The 19,871-nt window shown below is 43.8% G+C and carries 13 protein-coding genes and 1 tRNA gene; 13 read left to right on the top strand and 1 reads right to left on the bottom strand.

What is annotated here, in order from left to right:
• Positions 1-10 precede the first annotated feature (10 nt).
• On the bottom strand, positions 11-3,949 hold the full coding sequence (locus tag C2M25_RS20640) for a two-component regulator propeller domain-containing protein (RefSeq protein WP_105182012.1): 3,939 nt from the start codon (positions 3,947-3,949) through the stop codon (positions 11-13).
• 163 nt (positions 3,950-4,112) lie between these two features.
• Here C2M25_RS20640 and C2M25_RS20635 point away from each other — a divergent pair.
• From C2M25_RS20635 to C2M25_RS20570, 13 genes are all read left to right on the top strand, one after another.
• Positions 4,113-4,189 (top strand) — tRNA-Trp (locus tag C2M25_RS20635).
• 132 nt (positions 4,190-4,321) lie between these two features.
• Positions 4,322-4,699, top strand: coding sequence for a preprotein translocase subunit SecE (gene secE, locus C2M25_RS20630; RefSeq protein ID WP_063700739.1), 378 nt, complete (start codon positions 4,322-4,324; stop codon positions 4,697-4,699).
• A gap of 4 nt (positions 4,700-4,703) precedes the next feature.
• Complete coding sequence (gene nusG / locus C2M25_RS20625) at positions 4,704-5,261, top strand: transcription termination/antitermination protein NusG (RefSeq protein ID WP_063700737.1); 558 nt, start codon at positions 4,704-4,706, stop codon at positions 5,259-5,261.
• Positions 5,262-5,475: 214 nt separating this feature from the next.
• Positions 5,476-5,904: a 50S ribosomal protein L11 gene (rplK, locus tag C2M25_RS20620; RefSeq protein ID WP_063700735.1), complete on the top strand. Its 429-nt coding sequence runs from the start codon at positions 5,476-5,478 to the stop codon at positions 5,902-5,904.
• A 4-nt stretch (positions 5,905-5,908) separates the two neighbouring features.
• Entirely contained in the window at positions 5,909-6,613 is a 705-nt protein-coding gene (gene rplA / locus C2M25_RS20615) for a 50S ribosomal protein L1 (protein ID WP_063700730.1), read from the top strand.
• Between the two features lie 323 nt (positions 6,614-6,936).
• Positions 6,937-7,431 carry a 50S ribosomal protein L10 gene (gene rplJ, locus C2M25_RS20610; protein ID WP_063700728.1) on the top strand — a complete coding sequence of 165 codons (495 nt, stop codon included), beginning with the start codon at positions 6,937-6,939 and terminating at the stop codon, positions 7,429-7,431.
• 81 nt (positions 7,432-7,512) lie between these two features.
• The gene (gene rplL / locus C2M25_RS20605) at positions 7,513-7,875 is read left to right on the top strand and encodes a 50S ribosomal protein L7/L12 (RefSeq protein ID WP_063700727.1); all 363 of its coding nucleotides are present in this window, start codon (positions 7,513-7,515) and stop codon (positions 7,873-7,875) included.
• A 272-nt stretch (positions 7,876-8,147) separates the two neighbouring features.
• Positions 8,148-12,173: a DNA-directed RNA polymerase subunit beta gene (rpoB, locus tag C2M25_RS20595; protein WP_063700725.1), complete on the top strand. Its 4,026-nt coding sequence runs from the start codon at positions 8,148-8,150 to the stop codon at positions 12,171-12,173.
• Between the two features lie 97 nt (positions 12,174-12,270).
• Positions 12,271-16,443 carry a DNA-directed RNA polymerase subunit beta' gene (gene rpoC, locus C2M25_RS20590; protein WP_063700723.1) on the top strand — a complete coding sequence of 1,391 codons (4,173 nt, stop codon included), beginning with the start codon at positions 12,271-12,273 and terminating at the stop codon, positions 16,441-16,443.
• A 193-nt stretch (positions 16,444-16,636) separates the two neighbouring features.
• Positions 16,637-17,011 carry a 30S ribosomal protein S12 gene (gene rpsL, locus C2M25_RS20585; RefSeq protein WP_002958885.1) on the top strand — a complete coding sequence of 125 codons (375 nt, stop codon included), beginning with the start codon at positions 16,637-16,639 and terminating at the stop codon, positions 17,009-17,011.
• A 97-nt stretch (positions 17,012-17,108) separates the two neighbouring features.
• Positions 17,109-17,579: a 30S ribosomal protein S7 gene (gene rpsG / locus C2M25_RS20580; protein ID WP_054554834.1), complete on the top strand. Its 471-nt coding sequence runs from the start codon at positions 17,109-17,111 to the stop codon at positions 17,577-17,579.
• 27 nt (positions 17,580-17,606) lie between these two features.
• Positions 17,607-19,721: an elongation factor G gene (gene fusA / locus C2M25_RS20575; protein ID WP_063700721.1), complete on the top strand. Its 2,115-nt coding sequence runs from the start codon at positions 17,607-17,609 to the stop codon at positions 19,719-19,721.
• Positions 19,722-19,781: 60 nt separating this feature from the next.
• Positions 19,782-19,871 (top strand): GTP-binding protein (locus C2M25_RS20570; RefSeq protein WP_233997923.1); only part of this gene is annotated, 90 nt, incomplete at its 3' end.

The following is a 19,871-nucleotide window of genomic DNA, read 5'->3' as shown; positions in this document are numbered from 1 at the left end:
GGCGAAAACTTTATTCACTGATGCGAAATTCGGCATATTTTTGATGTTTTTCTCGATACTGTTTTGGTGATAAGCCAACATAGTTCTTAAAGCTTCGGGCAAAATAGCTTTGCGAGCTAAATCCGGTTTGTTCTGCGATTTGACCAATTGCTAACGCGCTATCGATTAGCTGTTTTTTTGCAAACTCTAAGCGAGTATTGCGCAAATAATCAGAAGGCGTTTGTGAGTACAAGGCTTTCATTTTTAGTTGCAGCGCACGGGGGCTTAAACATAACTCAGAGGCTAGCTGCTCAACCGAGAAGCTTTCATCTTGGTAGTGTGCTTGTACTGTCTGCTTAAGTTTTTCAGTGAAGGAATAATCTTTATTTTGTACTGTTACAGCGGCTGTATCACTATTCAGAGGAGCTGCTAGTTGTGCTGTTAGGTGCTGGTTTAAAATTTGTCTCAGATTAAGCAGTCCTTTTACTCTGCTCATCAGTAAAGTGGGTTCAAAAGGCTTACTTAAGAAGTCATCAGCCAATAAATCCAGCCCTTTTAAGCGACTGTGGGTGTCCGCTTTAGCAGAAAGTAATAATACCGGAATGTGGCTGGTGGCTGGGTTTGCTCGAAGGGCTGCTAACAGTTGATAACCATCCATATTCGGCATCATCACATCGCTGATAATGAGGTCAGGCAGGTCTGTCTGGCAAAGGTCGAGAGCTTGCTGACCATCAGTTGCACACATGCAGTTAAACTCAGTATTAAACAAACAAAGGAGTAGTTCAGCCATTTCCTGATTGTCTTCAACAATCAGCAGTGTTGGTTGTGAGGTATGAACTTGCATAGCGCTATTTGCTTGATTATCAGCACGTTCAATCATAGGTAATGACACAGTAAAGCTGCTACCTTCAGCAAACTTACTGCTTACGCTGATAGAGCCACCGTATTGTTCAACGAGCTGTTTTACTAAGCTTAGGCCGATACCACTACCTGGTTCAGATGATGCTACGCGGGTAAAGCGCTGAAAAACCGACTGCTGATGCTCACTGGCAATACCCACACCGGTATCCGTAATTTTGAACTGTAACGCTTGTTGCACTTCACTAAGGTGAATAGCGACTATGCCGCCTGCAGGGGTGTACTTAAGTGCATTGCTTATCAGGTTACTAAAAATCGAGTGAGCATGCTCAGGTGCAAGGTTTATCTTAAAGGCTTTAGAAGTGCTGTCAGTAAAGCTAAAGTGCAGCTGTTTTTGCTCAAACAGAGGCCTGAAATCCGCGACCAAATCAGTTAAAAATGGCGTAATAGCATAAGGGCTGACAGTGTAAATTGCCGTGCTTGGGCGTTGACTCAATTGTAAAAGTTGATTGATGAGCTCAAGTAAGCGTTGGCAGTTTCGTTTGATACTCGCTAATTGCGTTTGAGCTTTTGGATCGGCATTGCTTCGCTGCAACTGACTGATCGGAGCAAGTATTAAGCTAAGTGGTGTTTTGAGTTCGTGGCTAATGTTATCTAAAAATTGATCTTTTAATTTGTTTAGCTCAATTTCGGTTTGCTTCTCTTGCTCTGCTAGTTTGCGCTTGTACAAGGCATTTAACACAAGCCAAGTCAGTGCTAAAGCAAACACGAAGTAAATACTGTAGGCTAATTTCGTTTGCCACCAAGGAGGCACAACCGTAAGCGCTAGTAGCTGTGTACTGTCACTCCATTGCCCATATTGATCTTTTGCTTTTAGCAATAACTGGTAATGACCAGCAGGCAGCTGCGGATAGTTTATTTGTCTAAGGGATGCATCGGTATATAAAAATTGCTCATCAAAGCCAGCCAGCTTGTAGCCATATTGGTAATGTTTTGGAGTCGCGCCGTTTTTTAAGGCGCTAAATTTAAAACCGATAACCCCAGCTGACTTGGCAAACGAGAATGTCTGAGTCGCACTTGCAAGCGTATTGGTTTGTTTATCAAAATGGTTACTTTTAATCGCTCGGTTATTAAGTAATAACTCAGTTAACACTGGAGTAGGGGGAGTGTGCGTTAAGTTTAATTGCTCGGGGTAAAAATGATTGTAGCCATTAATACCACCAAAAAATAATTCGCCATCGTCTGCTTGATAGCTCGCACCCAGTATAAATGATTGATGCTGAATACCGTCTTCTGGTAGAAACTGCTGCATTTGCTGCGTACTGGGGTTATAGCGAGTGAGTCCGCCATTGGTTGCTAACCAAAGCATGCCTTGTTTATCGGCAAGAATGTCAAAAATATTGTCGTTAGCTAAACCTTGCTGTTCAGTAATCTGTTTCACTGTGAGGCTATGCGTGTTGACTTGATTTAAGCCTTGCATGGTGCCAACCCAAATATGATCGCCACTCAGCAACAAAGAGGTGACCATATTATGGCTAAGCCCAGCCTCGTCTGAGCCTTGTTCATCGACTAAAGTAAATTGCTCCGTATCGATATCCAGTTTATTGAGCCCAGCCCGAGTGCCAATCCACAGTGCATGCTCTTCATTATCATAAGCCAAAGTAAATACAGTGTTGTTGGCAAGGCTATTTTGCGTGTCACTGTGCTTATAATGAGTCACTTTGGCAGAGGCTGGTTCAAAGCGGGTTAAGCCTTGGTTACTGCCAAGCCAAAGCGCACCTGTTTTATCGCTGGTAATTGCGTAAACACGGTCACTCGCTAGCTGGTGGCTTTGCATGGTAAAAACTGCAAATTCATTAAGACCATCTTGATACTTTATTAACCCGCCTCCGTAGGTACCTATCCACAACTGCTGGTTAGCGTCTTCATGAAGGGCAAATATATTGTTATTTGGCAGTGCGTTTTTAAAGTGCTGGTAACCCGACGTTGTTTTGCGATTGAGTCCATCACGGGTACCAATCCACACCTCCCCATTGGCTCTTTTGATGATTGAGCGAACAAAGTTATGACTTAACGAATTTGCTTGAGAGGTTTTTAATTGATGAGAGAACTGCTGTTGTTTAGGGTCATAGCGGTGCACACCATAGCCATCGGTACCTAGCCAAATAATACCTTGAGAGTCTTGATTAAGAGATAGAAGGTAGTCGCTGCTTAAGCCGTTGGGGTCTTGCTTATCGTGGCGGTAATGGCTGTGTTCGCCATGTAAATCAGCCCCCGCAGGGAAAAAGTAGAGTCCTTGCCCATAGCTTGTAAGCCAGAGGTTTTGCTGTTGGTCAATAAGGCTGTCTGTTATCCAAGCACCATTAAACTGTTCGATTTGCTCACTACTTTGCGTAGCTAAATTTAATAGATAAAGACCTTGTTTAGCTCCAATGATCAGCTTCTCATTATTTAGTAACTTGAGATGCCAGAGCGGTGCAGAGATCTGAGCATGCTGAGTAAATTGCTCAGTGATTGGGTCAAATGAAATAAGTCCTTTATCCGTGGCAAGCCAAATGAATTCTTTCGTAATGACAATGTCTCGCACCAGTGGCTGCGCTGATTTATAGTGAAAGTGTTTAAAGCGGTTATTTGATACATCAAAACGCGTTAACTTACCGTTTTCGTGACCAAGCCACAGAACATCGTCTTTAGCTATCGCCATAGACCAAATTTTATCTTCACTTAGGCTGATGTCATGGTGTGTAGAGAACACCTCAAACTGGCCCGTTTTAGGGTTAAGTCTATTAAGCCCTTTGCTTGCAGTCGAAAGCCACAACTGGTTTTTGCTATCTTTAACACAGCCGGTGATCCAGTTCCCTGAAATGCTTTTATCATCGCTGTTAGCTTTGAAACGCTTAAACTCATAACCATCAAAGCGGTTTAAGCCTCCTTGTGTAGCAAACCATAAAAACCCTTGCTGGTCGGTGATACTGCACGTAATAGAATTTTGACTGAGCCCTTGCTGACTACTGAATGTACTCAGATGTAAAGAGCGAGCAGCAGTGCTTAGACTCAACAACAGAAAGAGACTATAAAAGACGAAGTAAATAGGGTTTCTTAACGACTGCACACTGATCCATGTGGGTTTGTTGTTCCTTTAATGGGGTTATAATAAACTGCTTTTTAATCAATGTTAATATTGATTTTTAAACGAACTGATGAGATTTTAACTAATGGGTATCTTTTACTCTTGTGTTAATGAATTGCGTAAGTATAATAGGCATCCACTTTGCAGGGGCGTAGTTCCAATTGGTAGAACAGCGGTCTCCAAAACCGACGGTTGGGAGTTCGAATCTCTCCGCCCCTGCCACTTTTTACACAATGTGCGTTAAGTCTGAAATTAAAAATCGGTTTAAACTAGTCAGTTTTTAAGTTTAGATTTTAATGGATTAACCCTGCCAGAGCGCAGGGTTGTTGTGTCTGTAGTTAAGGTAAAAATATTATGAGCACGAATGTAGAAACACCATCAAGTGCGATGGATTCAGTAAAGTGGATTGTAGCAATTGCGCTACTAGCAGGCGCAGTCGTTGGTAACCACATGTATGCAGACCAATCTGTATTATTACGTGCTATTGGTGTAGTGGTTGCTGTAGCAGCTGGTTTAGGCATTGCCTCATTAACTGAAAAAGGTCGTACTTTCCTTGCGTTTGCAAAAGAGTCTCGCATCGAAGTACGTAAAGTTGTGTGGCCAACTCGCCAAGAAACAACACATACGACATTAATTGTAATGGTTGCAACTGTGATTATGGCACTTATCCTTTGGGGATTAGATGGCATTTTATTCCGCGCAGTAGGCTTTTTAACTGGATTGGAGATCTAATCCCATGTCGGATGAGAAGAACGAAAAGAAACTACGTTGGTACGTAGTACAAGCTTTCTCTGGTTACGAGAAGCGTGTAGCACAAACTATTCTTGAGCACATCAAGATCGAAGGTTTGGAAGATAGTTTTGGTGAAGTATTAGTACCAACTGAAGAAGTGGTTGAGATGCGCGCTGGTCAAAAGCGTAAATCTGAGCGTAAATTCTTCCCAGGTTACGTACTAGTTCAAATGGACATGAACGATGCAAGCTGGCACTTAGTTAATAGCACTGCACGTGTTATGGGCTTCATTGGTGGTACGTCTGATCGTCCAGCGCCAATTAGCCAAAAAGAAGCTGACCGCATCTTAAATCGTTTACAAGAGAACGCTGAAGCACCTAAGCCGGCTACATTATTTGAGCCAGGTGAAGTTGTACGTGTTATCGATGGTCCATTTGCTGACTTCAGCGGTGTTGTTGAAGAAGTGGATTACGAGAAGAGCCGCGTGAAAGTGTCTGTTCTTATCTTCGGTCGTTCAACGCCAGTTGACCTTGAATTTGGTCAAGTTGAACAAGACAAGTAAGTAAAAAATTAAAGCTGCCAAAATTGATTAATATTTTGGCAATACGCTTGAAAAAGGCCGCTGATTAACTTATAATCAGCGGCCTTTTTGTGTTAGGGCAAGTTGCTACTTGTTTTATCACTAAAAAGTGAGAACCAATTTTTAAACTGGGAAGCCGTTAGAGTACGCGTCCTCGCGCGCACAAGGCTATGACCCACCAAATGAGGTATTTATTATGGCTAAAAAAGTTGAAGCTATTATCAAGCTACAAGTTGCCGCTGGTATGGCTAACCCTAGTCCTCCAGTAGGTCCAGCACTAGGTCAACACGGTGTAAACATCATGGAATTCTGTAAAGCGTTCAACGCACGTACAGAATCTATCGAAAAAGGCGCTCCAGTTCCTGTAGTGATCTCTGTTTACGGTGACCGTTCTTTCACGTTCGAAATGAAAACTCCACCGGCTGCTTACTTACTTAAGAAAGCTGCAGGCATCAAATCAGGTTCTGGCCGTCCTAACACTGAAAAAGTGGGTACAGTTACACGTGCTCAACTTGAAGAAATCGTTGAGACAAAACGACCTGACCTTACAGCAGCTGATATGGAAGCTGCAGTTCGCACTATCGCAGGTTCTGCGCGTGCGATGGGCTTGAACGTAGAGGACTAAGATAATGGCAAAATTAACTAAACGTATGCGTACAATCCGCGAAAAAGTGGATGCGACTAAAGATTACGAAATCAACGAAGCAGTTGCTCTTTTAAAAGAGTTAGCGACAGCTAAATTCGTAGAAAGTGTTGACGTTGCTGTTAACCTTGGTATCGATGCTCGTAAATCTGACCAAAACGTTCGTGGTGCAACTGTACTACCTAACGGTACTGGTCGTGAAGTTCGTGTTGCTGTATTCACACAAGGCGCTAACGCAGAAGCTGCGAAAGAAGCTGGTGCTGAATTAGTGGGCATGGAAGATCTTGCTGAACTAGTTAAGAAAGGCGAGATGAACTTTGACGTTGTTGTTGCATCTCCAGACGCTATGCGTGTTGTTGGTCAACTAGGTCAAATCTTAGGTCCACGTGGTCTAATGCCAAACCCTAAAACTGGTACTGTAACACCTAACGTTGCAGAAGCAGTTAAAAACGCGAAAGCAGGTCAAGTTCGTTACCGTAACGACAAGAACGGTATCATCCATACTACTATCGGTAAGGTTGATTTCACTGCTGAGCAACTTCAACAAAACCTTGAAGCTCTTATTGTTGCGCTTAAGAAGGCTAAACCTTCACAAGCTAAAGGTACTTTCGTGAAGAAAGTAACTATCTCTACAACAATGGGCGCAGGTGTTGCTGTTGACCAAAACTCTTTAAGCACTAACGTAGCTTAATTAAGAGTTTACATGGCGTGAAATTTGAACTATAATTTTGCGCCATTTTGTTGAGAAAGTTAATTTCAAAACAAGTAAAGAATTCGGGTTGAAGCCCATAATTTCGTAATGCCTTCGGGTAAAAACGATAAATTGGGCTTCCGTCCAAGACCGTAGGTGGTTTCGGCCTTAATAAGTTTTTTACCTACGTAGACGGTGTGAATCCCCAGATAGATTTTTCCTAATCTTCTGGCTCTCGCCGTAAAAAGCATCTCCATCATTGATGGGGAAGAGTAGAACCGGGAAGCCAATATCGGCAACCCATTAAACCAGGAGTAACACCCATGGCTTTAAATCTTCAAGGCAAAAAAGCAATTGTTGCTGAAGTCAACGAAGCAGCCACTGGTGCTCTTTCTGCAGTTGTTGCAGATTCTCGTGGTGTAACAGTTGGTGCTATCACTGCCCTTCGTAAAGAAGCTCGTGAAGCTGGTGTATGGATGAAAGTTGTTCGTAACACTCTAGCTAAACGTGCTGTTGAAGGTACAGATTTTGAGTGCCTATCTGATTCATTTGTTGGTCCAAGCTTAATCGCTTTCTCTTCAGAGCACCCAGGTGCTGCTGCGCGTATTTTTAAAGAATTCGCGAAGAAGAACGAGAAATTCGAAGTTAAGACGGCTGCATTTGAAGGTAATGTAGTAGACGCAGCTATGCTAGCAACTCTACCTACTTACGACGAAGCTGTTGCACGCTTAATGAGCGCTATGAAAGAAGCGTCTGCAGGTAAATTGTGTAAAACAATTGAAGCAGTACGTGTACAGAAAGAAGAGCAAGCTGCTTAATTTTAAGCTGTTTTTTTGTTCACTTTCGGTGTAATATTTTTTTTGGACTAAAATTAGTCCGTAATAATTAGGAAATTTGTAATGTCTGTAACTAAAGACCAAATCCTTGATGCTATTGCTGAAATGTCAGTAATGGACGTTGTTGCTCTAGTTGAAGCAATGGAAGAAAAATTCGGCGTAACTGCAGCTGCTGCTGTTGTTGCTGGTCCAGCTGCTGAAGCTGCTGAAGAGAAGACTGAGTTCGACGTAATCCTTGCTGGCGCTGGCGCTAACAAGGTTGCAGCTATCAAAGCTGTACGTGGCGCAACTGGTCTTGGCCTTAAAGAAGCTAAAGCACTTGTTGAATCAGCTCCTGCACCTATCAAAGAAGGTGTATCTAAAGAAGAAGCTGAAGCACTTAAGAAAGAGCTTGAAGAAGCTGGTGCTCAAGTTGAGATCAAGTAATCTAGCTTACGCTAGGTTCGCTGCCTGAGAAATCAGGCAAGGGCTGGTGATTATTTAATCACCGGCCTTTTTGCGCTATAGAGCGATGCATTCCTGTAGCGCAAATAAAATCTAATTTTCTCTTTACTTTCAAGTTGTTATCGAAATCGGTATTGAAAGTGGCAGAGCAAAATAGAACAACAATGTAATGTTGTACATCTTGGCATAGATGCCAGTTAAGTCTGTTCTTACTAGAACAGGTCGGGTCAAAGATCAGCAAGCTGAGGAACCCCATGGCTTACTCTTATTCTGAAAAGAAACGTATCCGTAAGGATTTTGGTAAACGTCCACAAGTTTTGGATATACCTTTCTTACTGTCAACGCAGTTAGAATCGTTTAAAAAATTCTTAGTCCCTGACGCTGATGGCGATCACGGTTTGGAAGCTGCTTTCCGTTCTGTGTTTCCGATCAAAAGCTACTCGGGAAATTCTGAGCTTCAATACGTAAGTTATCGTATTGGTGAGCCAGTATTCGATGTAAAAGAATGTCAAATTCGCGGTGTGACTTATTCTGCTCCACTTCGCGTAAAATTGCGTCTTGTGGTGATGGATAAAGAAGCACCAGGCACAGTTAAAGACATTAAAGAGCAAGAAGTTTACATGGGCGAAATTCCGCTCATGACTGATACCGGTACCTTTGTAATCAATGGTACAGAGCGTGTTATCGTTTCTCAGCTACACCGTAGCCCTGGTGTATTCTTTGATAACGACCGCGGTAAAACTCACTCGTCAGGTAAAGTACTTTATAACGCGCGTGTAATTCCTTACCGTGGTTCATGGTTAGACTTCGAGTTTGATGCAAAAGATAACCTATATGTACGTATTGACCGTCGTCGTAAATTACCGGCGTCTATCATCTTACGTGCACTAGAGTTCTCTACAGAAGAAATCCTAGATATCTTCTTCGATACTACTGCGTTTGAAGTAACTGACGGTAAAGTTCTTATGGAACTTGTACCTTCACGTTTACGTGGTGAAACTGCCGCTTTTGATATCAAGAGCGATGACGGTGAAGTCCTTGTTGAAGCGGGTCGTCGTATTACTGCGCGTCACATCAAGAACATCGAGAAAAAAGGTATTAACCAATTAGAAGTACCACATGAGTACATCATTGGTCGTGTTGTAGCTAGAAACTACGTTGACGAGTCAACGGGTGAGATCATCGCAAACGCGAATGATGAGCTATCACTTGAGCTAATGGCTGAATTGGTTAAAGCAGGTCACACTAAGATTGATACATTATATATCAACGAAGTGGACAGCGGCGCCTACATGTCAGATACATTACGTATCGACACAACAAGCAACCGTTTAGAAGCATTAGTAGAAATTTATCGCATGATGCGCCCAGGCGAGCCACCGACGAAAGACGCGGCTGAAGCCTTATTTGATAACTTGTTCTTCTCTGATGAGCGTTACGATTTATCAACAGTTGGTCGTATGAAGTTCAATAGCCGTGTAGGTTATGACTCAGATACAGGCCCAGGCACATTATCGAAAGAAGACATCGTAGCTGTTATGAAAGTGCTTATCGCTATTCGTAACGGTGTTGGCGATGTTGATGATATCGACCACTTAGGCAACCGTCGTATCCGTAGTGTTGGCGAAATGGCTGAGAACCAATTCCGCGTTGGTCTAGTACGTGTAGAACGTGCTGTACGTGAGCGTTTAAGCTTAGGTGACCTTGACGCTGTAATGCCACAAGATCTTATTAACGCTAAGCCTATTTCGGCAGCGGTTAAAGAGTTCTTCGGTTCATCTCAGTTATCACAGTTCATGGACCAAAATAACCCGCTTTCAGAAGTAACGCACAAGCGTCGTATTTCTGCATTAGGTCCGGGTGGTTTAACACGTGAACGCGCTGGCTTCGAGGTTCGAGACGTTCACGTAACTCACTATGGTCGTGTATGTCCAATCGAAACGCCTGAGGGTCCAAACATCGGTCTAATTAACTCATTGTCTACGTACGCACGTACAAACGACTATGGTTTCTTAGAAACACCTTACCGCAAAGTGGTAAACGGTGTAGTAACTGATGAAGTAGATTACCTATCAGCTATTGAAGAAGGTCAGTTCGTAATCGCACAGGCGAACACGAATCTAGACGAAAACAATGAGTTTGTTGATGAACTAATTCCATGTCGTCACAAAGGTGAATCAACCTTTATGGGCAAAATGGACCAACAATATATGGACGTATCACCACAGCAGGTGATCTCTGTAGCGGCAGCACTTATCCCGTTCCTAGAACACGATGATGCTAACCGTGCATTGATGGGTTCAAACATGCAACGTCAAGCAGTACCAACACTAATCGCGGATAAACCGCTTGTAGGTACAGGTATCGAGCTTACACTAGCAAAAGATTCTGGTGTAACTATCGTTGCTAAGCGTGGCGGTGAAGTAATGTATGCCGATGCGAGCCGCATCGTTGTTAATGTAAATGAAGAAGAGCGCATCCCAGGTGAAGCGGGCATCGATATTTACAACTTAACTAAATACACACGCTCAAACCAAAATACATGTATTAACCAAAAACCAACTTGTATGGTTGGTGAGCCGGTAACACGTGGTGACGTATTAGCAGATGGTCCTTCGACTGACCTTGGTGACTTAGCACTTGGTCAAAACCTTCGCGTGGCATTCATGCCATGGAACGGTTATAACTTCGAGGATTCAATCCTATTATCAGAGCGCGTAGTTCAAGAAGATCGTCTAACGACTATCCATATTCAAGAACTACAATGTATCGCACGTGATACTAAATTAGGTCCAGAAGAGATCACAGCAGATATTCCTAACGTTGGTGAATCTGCACTAGGCAAGCTTGATGAATCAGGCGTTGTTTATATCGGTGCTGAAGTTAAAGGCGGCGATATCCTAGTAGGTAAAGTGACTCCGAAAGGCGAAACGCAATTAACACCAGAAGAAAAGCTACTACGTGCTATCTTCGGTGAGAAAGCGTCAGACGTTAAAGACAGCTCTTTACGTGTACCAAACTCTGTAACTGGTACTGTAATCGACGTACAAGTTTTCACCCGTGACGGTGTTGAAAAAGATAAGCGTGCGTTAGAAGTTGAAGACATGCAGCTTCGCGAAGCGAAGAAAGACTTCAACGAAGAGTTCCGTATCTTAGAAGCAGGCGTATTAGAGCGTGCTCGTAAGTTACTTGTTGACGCTGGTCTGAACGCTGACTCAGTTGCAGCATTAAATGCTGACAAGCTACTTACTCAAAGCCTTGCTGAAGAAGACAAGCAAGCTGAGCTTGAGCAACTAGCTGCTCAGTACGATGAGCTTAAAGCTGAATACGATAAGAAGTTTGAAAACAAACGTCGTAAGATCACTCAAGGTGATGACTTAGCACCAGGCGTACTTAAGATTGTTAAAGTATACCTAGCTGTTAAACGTCGTATCCAACCGGGTGATAAGATGGCGGGTCGTCACGGTAACAAAGGTGTTATCTCGACTATCGTACCAGTAGAAGATATGCCATACGATGACAAAGGTCGTACGGTAGACATCGTTCTGAACCCGCTAGGTGTACCATCACGTATGAACATCGGTCAGATCCTAGAAACTCACATGGGTCTTGCTGCACGTGGTGTGGGTGAGCGCTTAGAAGAAATGATGAAAGAGCAGCGTGAACTGCACGAAATCCGTAGCTTCGTTAAGAAAGTTTACGAATTAGGTGATTGTCGTCAGAAAGTCGATATCGACTCATTCTCTGATGATGAAGTTCGTCGCTTAGCTGAAAACTTGAAAGGTGGTTTACCGATCGCAACTCCTGCCTTTGATGGTGCTCGTGAAAGCGAAATCAAAGACTTACTAGAGCTTGGTGGTTATCCAAGAAGCGGTCAAGTTACACTTTATGATGGCCGTACTGGCGATCAGTTTGAACGTCAAGTAACTGTTGGTTACATGTACATGCTGAAACTTAACCACTTGGTTGATGACAAGATGCACGCACGTTCAACTGGTTCTTACAGCCTTGTTACTCAGCAGCCGCTGGGTGGTAAAGCTCAGTTCGGTGGCCAGCGTTTCGGTGAGATGGAGGTGTGGGCACTAGAAGCTTACGGTGCTGCATATACTCTACAAGAAATGCTAACAGTGAAATCGGATGACGTGAACGGTCGTACTAAGATGTATAAGAACATCGTAGATGGTAACCATAAGATGGAACCAGGTATGCCAGAATCGTTCAACGTATTGTTGAAAGAAATCCGCTCACTGGGTATCAACATCGAGTTGGAAGAAAATTAAGCCATTTAGGTGCGGCGTAAGCCGCACCTGTTAGGCCGAATAGAATGTAGGGGCGATTGGTTCGCCCTCAAGATTAACCTCCGACAGGAGAGCTAAGGTGAAAGACTTACTTAAGTTTCTGAAGCAACAAAATAAGACCGAAGAATTCGATGCAATTCGCATTGGTCTTGCTTCGCCAGATATGGTTCGTTCATGGTCATACGGTGAAGTAAAGAAACCTGAGACAATCAACTACCGTACTTTCAAGCCTGAGCGCGACGGCTTATTCTGTGCCCGTATCTTCGGCCCAGTGAAAGATTATGAGTGTTTATGTGGTAAATATAAGCGCCTTAAGCACCGTGGTGTTATTTGTGAAAAGTGTGGCGTTGAAGTAACGCTTACTAAAGTGCGTCGTGACCGTATGGGTCACATTGAGCTTGCGAGCCCAGTTGCGCACATTTGGTTCTTAAAATCATTACCGTCACGTATCGGCTTAATGCTAGACATGACACTTCGTGACATCGAGCGCGTACTTTACTTCGAATCATTCGTTGTAACTGAGCCTGGTATGACAACGCTTGAGCGTGGTCAACTTTTAGGTGAAGAAGAGTACCTAGATGCACTAGAAGAGCACGGTGATGAGTTTGAAGCGAAGATGGGTGCGGAAGCAGTTTTAGACTTGCTTCGTGAACTTGATCTTGGCCAATTAATTGCTGAAATGCGTGAAGAGTTACCAACAATTAACTCTGAAACTAAGCGTAAGAAGATCACTAAACGTCTTAAATTAATGGAGTCTTTCCACCAATCAGGTAACAACCCTGAGTGGATGATCATGACAGTACTTCCAGTACTTCCACCTGATCTACGTCCATTAGTACCGCTAGACGGTGGTCGTTTTGCGACTTCTGATCTGAATGACCTATACCGTCGTGTTATTAACCGTAATAACCGTCTTAAGCGTCTATTAGATCTAGCAGCACCAGACATTATCGTACGCAACGAAAAACGTATGTTACAAGAAGCGGTAGATGCGCTACTTGATAACGGTCGTCGCGGTCGTGCGATCACAGGTTCTAACAAACGTCCTCTTAAATCGCTTGCTGATATGATCAAAGGTAAGCAAGGTCGTTTCCGTCAGAACTTACTTGGTAAACGTGTAGATTACTCAGGCCGTTCTGTAATCACAGTAGGTCCTACGCTTAAACTACACCAGTGTGGTCTTCCTAAGAAGATGGCACTTGAGCTATTTAAACCATTTATCTACGGCAAACTAGAGCGTCGCGGCATGGCTACGACTATCAAAGCTGCGAAGAAGATGGTTGAGCGTGAAGTAGCAGAAGTATGGGATGTATTAGACGAAGTAATTCGTGAACATCCAGTATTACTTAACCGTGCACCAACACTTCACCGTTTGGGTATCCAAGCGTTCGAGCCTGTGCTTATCGAAGGTAAAGCGATCCATTTACACCCATTAGTTTGTGCGGCGTACAACGCTGACTTCGATGGTGACCAAATGGCGGTACACGTGCCGTTAACGCTTGAAGCACAGTTAGAAGCACGTGCTCTAATGATGTCTACTAACAACATCCTATCTCCAGCGAATGGTGAGCCAATCATCGTTCCTTCACAGGACGTTGTATTAGGTCTTTACTACATGACTCGTGATCGCATCAATGCGAAAGGCGAAGGTATTGTATTTAAAGATCCTAAAGAAGCTGAAAAAGCATACCGCAGCGGTAACGCTGAGTTACATGCACGCGTAAAAGTACGTATCAGCGAGACAATCAGCAATGAAGATGGTGAAACAGTTGAGCAAGTATCTATTGTTGAAACAACAGTAGGTCGTGCGATTCTTTCACTAATCCTACCGAAAGGCATGCCGTTTGAGTTAATCAACCAAGCCCTAGGTAAGAAACAAATTTCTGGCTTATTAAACGAGTGTTACCGTCGTCTAGGTCTTAAAGATACCGTTATCTTTGCTGACCAAGTAATGTACACCGGTTTCCACTACGCAATGAAGTCAGGTGTTTCAATCGGTATTGATGACCTAGTTATCCCACCGGTTAAAGCAGAAATCATTGAATCAGCGGAAGCTGAAGTAACTGAAATCAACCAACAATTCCAATCAGGTCTTGTAACGGCTGGTGAAAAGTACAACAAAGTTATCGATATCTGGTCACGTGTAAATGAAAACTTATCACGTGAGATGATGGCGAACTTATCAAAAGACACTGTAATCAACGCGAAAGGCGAAGAAGAAGAGCAATCTTCATTCAACTCAGTGTTTATGATGGCAGACTCAGGTGCACGTGGTAGCGCCGCTCAGATCCGTCAGTTAGCGGGTATGCGTGGTCTAATGGCACGTCCAGATGGTTCAATCATCGAGACACCAATCACGGCGAACTTCCGTGAAGGTCTAAACGTACTACAGTACTTCATCTCGACGCACGGTGCGCGTAAAGGTCTTGCCGATACAGCACTTAAAACAGCAAACTCGGGTTACTTAACGCGTCGTCTAGTAGACGTTGCACAAGACTTAGTAATCAATGAAGACGATTGTGGCACAGAAGATGGCTTAACAATGAAACCGCTTATCGAAGGTGGTGACGTTGTAGAAGCACTTCGTGAACGTGTTCTTGGTCGTGTTGTTGCTGAAGATGTATTAATCCCTGGTACAAACGAAGTACTTGTTGAGCGTAACATCATGCTTGACGAAAAACTGTGTGACCTTTTAGAAGAGCACTCAGTGGATGAAGTACGCGTTCGTTCAGTAATCACTTGTGATAATGACTTTGGTGTATGTGCTAAGTGTTACGGTCGTGACCTTGCGCGTGGCCACATCATCAACCCAGGTGAATCAGTAGGTGTTATCGCGGCACAATCAATCGGTGAGCCGGGTACACAGCTTACGATGCGTACCTTCCACATCGGTGGTGCGGCATCTCGAGCGTCTGCTGAAAACAGTGTACAAGTTAAAACTAACGGTACATTGAAGTTACACAATGCGAAGTACGTATTAAACACAGACGGTAAGATTGTTATCACGTCTCGTTCAACAGAGATCACTATCATTGATAGCTTTGGTCGTGAGAAAGAGCGTTATAAAGTACCTTACGGTGCGGTGTTAACTGTACAAGATAATGCAGAAGTTCAAGGTAACGATATCGTTGCAACTTGGGATCCGCATAGTCACCCAATCGTTCTTGAGCACAAGTCAAAAATCTCGTTCAGCGACATTGATGACTCAAATACCGAAGCACAAACAGACGAGTTAACTGGTTTAACACGTGTGGTTGTTAAAGACTTAGGTAAAGCGAATGCGAAAGAACCTAAACTAATCATCGAAAGCGATGAGCGTGGTCTGCAAGAAACACGTCTACCTTCATTCACAACGATTGAAGTAACAGACGGCGCAACTGCAAACCCAGGTGACGTACTTGCACGTATTCCGCAAGAAGGTTCGAAAACTCGTGATATCACGGGTGGTCTACCTCGCGTAGCTGACTTATTCGAAGCACGTAAGCCGAAAGATCCTGCAATCCTTGCAGAAATCACAGGTACTATCAGCTTCGGTAAAGAAACAAAAGGTAAGAAGCGTCTTGTAATCACTCCAGCTGAGGGTGATGCATACGAAGAGATGATCCCTAAATGGCGTCAACTTAACGTGTTCGAAGGTGAGCAAGTGTCTAAAGGTGAGGTTATCGCCGATGGTCCAGAATCACCACATGACATCTTACGCCTACGTGGTGTAACTCATGTAGCTAACTACATCGTTAACGAAGTGCAAGAGGTTTACCGCTTGCAAGGCGTTAAGATCAATGACAAGCACATTGAGACAATCATTCGTCAGATGCTACGTAAATGTATCATCCTTGACGGCGGTGACACTGAGTTCTTAGCCGGTGAACAAGTTGAAGTGGCACGCGTTAATATCGCGAACCGTGAACTTGAGAAACAAGGCAAGATCCCAGCGAAGTTTGAAATCCAATTAATGGGTATCACTAAAGCGTCACTTGCAACAGAATCTTTCATTTCTGCAGCATCGTTCCAGGAAACTACACGTGTCCTAACTGAAGCAGCTGTAAATGGTAAGAGCGATGAGCTTCGTGGTCTGAAAGAGAACGTAATCGTGGGTCGTCTGATCCCAGCTGGTACAGGCTTTGCGTATCACCAAGACCGTTTGAACCGTCGCAAGCAAGGTGAAATCGTTGAAGAGCAAACAGTAAGCGCTGAAGAGGCAACTCAGGCACTAACTGATGCACTTAACGCAGATATCTCTGGAAACCAATAATCTCAGCTTAATCAATAGATTAAGAAATCGTGAGGCAGTAATCTGCTGCCTTACGATGAGTTAAGGTTGACAGGTTAAACTTTGCTCATTAAAATTCCGCCACCCATTTGCCTGCACGTTTTGTAACGAGCATGTAAACAGGGCGGATTTTTTTATTTTTTCAGTAGTAATTTTAATTTCAGGAGCTATTTAAATGGCAACTATTAACCAGCTAGTGCGTAAGCCACGTCGTAGCAAGGTTACTAAAAGTAACTCAGCTGCACTTAAAGCGTGTCCGCAAAAGCGTGGTGTATGTACTCGTGTATATACAACTACACCTAAGAAACCAAACTCTGCATTACGTAAAGTAGCGCGTGTTCGTTTAACGAACGGTTTCGAAGTAACATCTTACATTGGTGGTGAAGGCCACAACCTACAAGAGCACAGTGTAATCCTAATCCGTGGTGGTCGTGTTAAAGACTTACCAGGTGTGCGTTTCCACACTGTACGTGGTGCACTTGACTGTGCAGGCGTTAGCGACCGTCGTCAAGCTCGTTCTAAATACGGTGCTAAACGCCCTAAGGGCTAATGGTTCTCCGTTAGTAAGGCCAAGCACTAAATTTTTAAATTAATTGTTTTGGGTGTTGACTCTAAAAGAGCAAACCTGAAGATACCGGAGATACAAAATGCCTAGAAGACGCGTAATAGGTCAACGTAAAATTCTTCCAGATCCTAAGTTCGGATCGGAACTTCTTGCTAAATTCGTTAACGTAGTAATGTTAGACGGCAAGAAATCTACTGCTGAAAAAATCGTTTATGGTGCGTTAGACGTGGCTGCTGAGAAATCAGGCAAGTCGCACCTTGAAATCTTTGAAGCTGCACTTGAAAACGTTCGCCCACAGGTAGAGGTTAAATCTCGCCGTGTTGGTGGTTCAACGTACCAAGTACCAGTTGAAGTACGTCCAGTACGTCGCAACGCATTAGGTATGCGTTGGTTAGTTGACGCTGCACGTAAGCGTGGCGAAAAATCTATGGGCTTACGTTTAGCTCAAGAAATCGTTGACGCTGCTGACAACAAAGGCACTGCGGTTAAGAAACGTGAAGACGTTCACCGTATGGCTGAAGCGAATAAAGCATTCGCTCATTACCGTTGGTAATCTGCCCTTAACCTTTAAGAGGATCATATGGCACGTACAACTCCACTTGAGCGCTATCGCAATATCGGTATTTGCGCTCACGTAGATGCAGGTAAAACCACCACAACAGAACGTGTTCTGTTCTACACGGGTCTTTCTCATAAGATCGGTGAAGTTCATGATGGTGCTGCAACTATGGATTGGATGGAGCAGGAACAAGAGCGTGGTATCACAATCACTTCTGCTGCAACAACGTGTTTCTGGAAAGGGATGGACGCTCAATTTGACGACCACCGTATCAATATTATTGATACTCCAGGACACGTAGATTTCACTATCGAAGTAGAGCGTTCTTTACGCGTACTAGATGGTGCGGTAGTTGTTCTTTGTGCTTCATCTGGTGTACAGCCGCAAACTGAGACAGTTTGGCGTCAAGCGAACAAATACGAAGTTCCTCGCATGATCTTCGTAAACAAAATGGATCGCACTGGCGCTGACTTCTTAACTGTGGTTAGCCAGGTGAAATCTCGTCTTGGAGCAACTCCTGTTCCAATTCAGCTACCAATTGGTGCTGAAGACGACTTTAAAGGTGTTATTGACCTTATTAAGATGAAAGCCATTAACTGGAATGCCGAAGATCAAGGCATGACTTTCTCTTATGAGGCAATTCCGGCTGAGCTTCTGGAGCTTGCAGAAGAATGGCGTTCTCACATGGTTGAGAGCGCTGCTGAAGCATCAGAAGAGCTAATGGATAAATATCTAGAAGGTGAAGACCTGACTGAAGCTGAAATTAAAGCAGCTTTACGTCAGCGTACATTAGCAAACGAAATTGTTCCAATGACGTGTGGTAGTGCATTTAAGAATAAGGGTGTTCAAGCTGTGCTTGATGCTGTTATCGAATATATGCCTGCACCAACACAAGTGAAACAAATCCAAGGTATCGTTGAAGATGGTACTGAGGAAGAGCGTCCTGCTGATGACAACGCACCGTTTGCCGCGCTTGCTTTTAAGATTGCGACAGACCCGTTCGTTGGCACCTTGACCTTCTTCCGTGTTTACTCTGGTACTGTTAAACAGGGTGACGCGGTATACAACCCAGTTAAAAGTAAGCGTGAGCGACTTGGTCGTATCGTTCAGATGCATTCAAACTCACGTGAAGAGATCAAAGTAGTCTACGCAGGCGACATCGCAGCGGCTATTGGTCTTAAAGACGTAACAACAGGTGAGACACTGTGTGATCCGAACTCAATCATTACGCTTGAGCGTATGGAGTTCCCAGAGCCAGTTATCTCTGTTGCGGTTGAGCCTCGCACAATCGCTGACCAAGATAAGATGGGTATCGCGTTAGGTAAACTAGCGGCAGAAGATCCGTCTTTCAGAGTACAAACTGACGAAGAATCAGGCCAGACTATTATTTCTGGTATGGGTGAACTTCACCTTGATATCATTGTCGACCGTATGAAGCGTGAATTCAGTGTTGAATGTAACGTTGGTAAGCCGCAGGTAGCATACCGTGAAGCTATCCGTTCAGCTGTTGAAGTTGAAGGGAAGTTCGTACGTCAATCAGGTGGTCGTGGTCAATATGGTCACGTCTGGCTTAAACTTGAACCGATGGATATTTCGGAAAATGATGCGCCAATTTACGAGTTCGTTAACGAAGTTGTTGGTGGTGCGGTTCCGAAAGAATACATCCCTGCGGTAGATAAAGGCATCCAAGAGCAAATGGCTCAAGGTGTGCTGGCAGGCTACCCATTACTTGGCGTTAAAGCGACTCTATTTGATGGTTCATTCCATGATGTAGACTCGAATGAGATGGCATTTAAAATTGCAGGTTCAATGGCAATGAAGAAAGGTGCGCTTGAAGCAAACCCAGCTCTTCTTGAGCCAGTAATGAAGGTTGAAGTTATCACTCCTGAAGAAAACATGGGTGATGTAGTTGGTGACTTAAACCGTCGCCGCGGCATGATCGAAGGCATGGAAGAAGCATTCGGTGGTCTTAAGCAAATTAATGCGCAAGTACCACTTTCTGAAATGTTTGGTTATGCAACTGATCTGCGATCTGCAACACAAGGCCGTGCATCTTACTCTATGGAGTTTTTGAAGTATGCAGAAGCCGCTAAGAATGTTGCAGATGCAATAATTGCAGCTCGCGCTGTTATATGATTTAGCTTGTCTGGCCCAATAGTGGGTCAGGCGTTAATTTCTTTATAGGAATTTTTTAAGATGGCAAAAGAAAAGTTTGAACGCGTAAAACCGCACGTAAACGTTGGTACAATCGGCCACGTTGACCACGGTAAAACAACTCTAACAGCA

It is taken from the genome of Pseudoalteromonas sp. T1lg21 (assembly GCF_002964625.1).
In the GTDB taxonomy this organism is placed as follows: domain Bacteria; phylum Pseudomonadota; class Gammaproteobacteria; order Enterobacterales; family Alteromonadaceae; genus Pseudoalteromonas; species Pseudoalteromonas gelatinilytica.
The sequence above is the reverse complement of the archived record's forward strand: the minus strand, read 5'-3'. Positions and strand labels throughout refer to the sequence as shown.

Excerpts from the sequence above, each read along its gene's own strand:
- rplA (WP_063700730.1), top strand. The coding sequence starts at position 5,909 with ATGGCAAAATTAACTAAACGTATGCGTACAATCCGCGAAAAAGTGGAT.
- secE (WP_063700739.1), top strand. The coding sequence starts at position 4,322 with ATGAGCACGAATGTAGAAACACCATCAAGTGCGATGGATTCAGTAAAG.
- fusA (WP_063700721.1), top strand. The coding sequence starts at position 17,607 with ATGGCACGTACAACTCCACTTGAGCGCTATCGCAATATCGGTATTTGC.
- rpsG (WP_054554834.1), top strand. The coding sequence starts at position 17,109 with ATGCCTAGAAGACGCGTAATAGGTCAACGTAAAATTCTTCCAGATCCT.
- rplL (WP_063700727.1), top strand. The coding sequence starts at position 7,513 with ATGTCTGTAACTAAAGACCAAATCCTTGATGCTATTGCTGAAATGTCA.
- rplK (WP_063700735.1), top strand. The coding sequence starts at position 5,476 with ATGGCTAAAAAAGTTGAAGCTATTATCAAGCTACAAGTTGCCGCTGGT.
- rplJ (WP_063700728.1), top strand. The coding sequence starts at position 6,937 with ATGGCTTTAAATCTTCAAGGCAAAAAAGCAATTGTTGCTGAAGTCAAC.
- nusG (WP_063700737.1), top strand. The coding sequence starts at position 4,704 with ATGTCGGATGAGAAGAACGAAAAGAAACTACGTTGGTACGTAGTACAA.
- rpoB (WP_063700725.1), top strand. The coding sequence starts at position 8,148 with ATGGCTTACTCTTATTCTGAAAAGAAACGTATCCGTAAGGATTTTGGT.
- rpsL (WP_002958885.1), top strand. The coding sequence starts at position 16,637 with ATGGCAACTATTAACCAGCTAGTGCGTAAGCCACGTCGTAGCAAGGTT.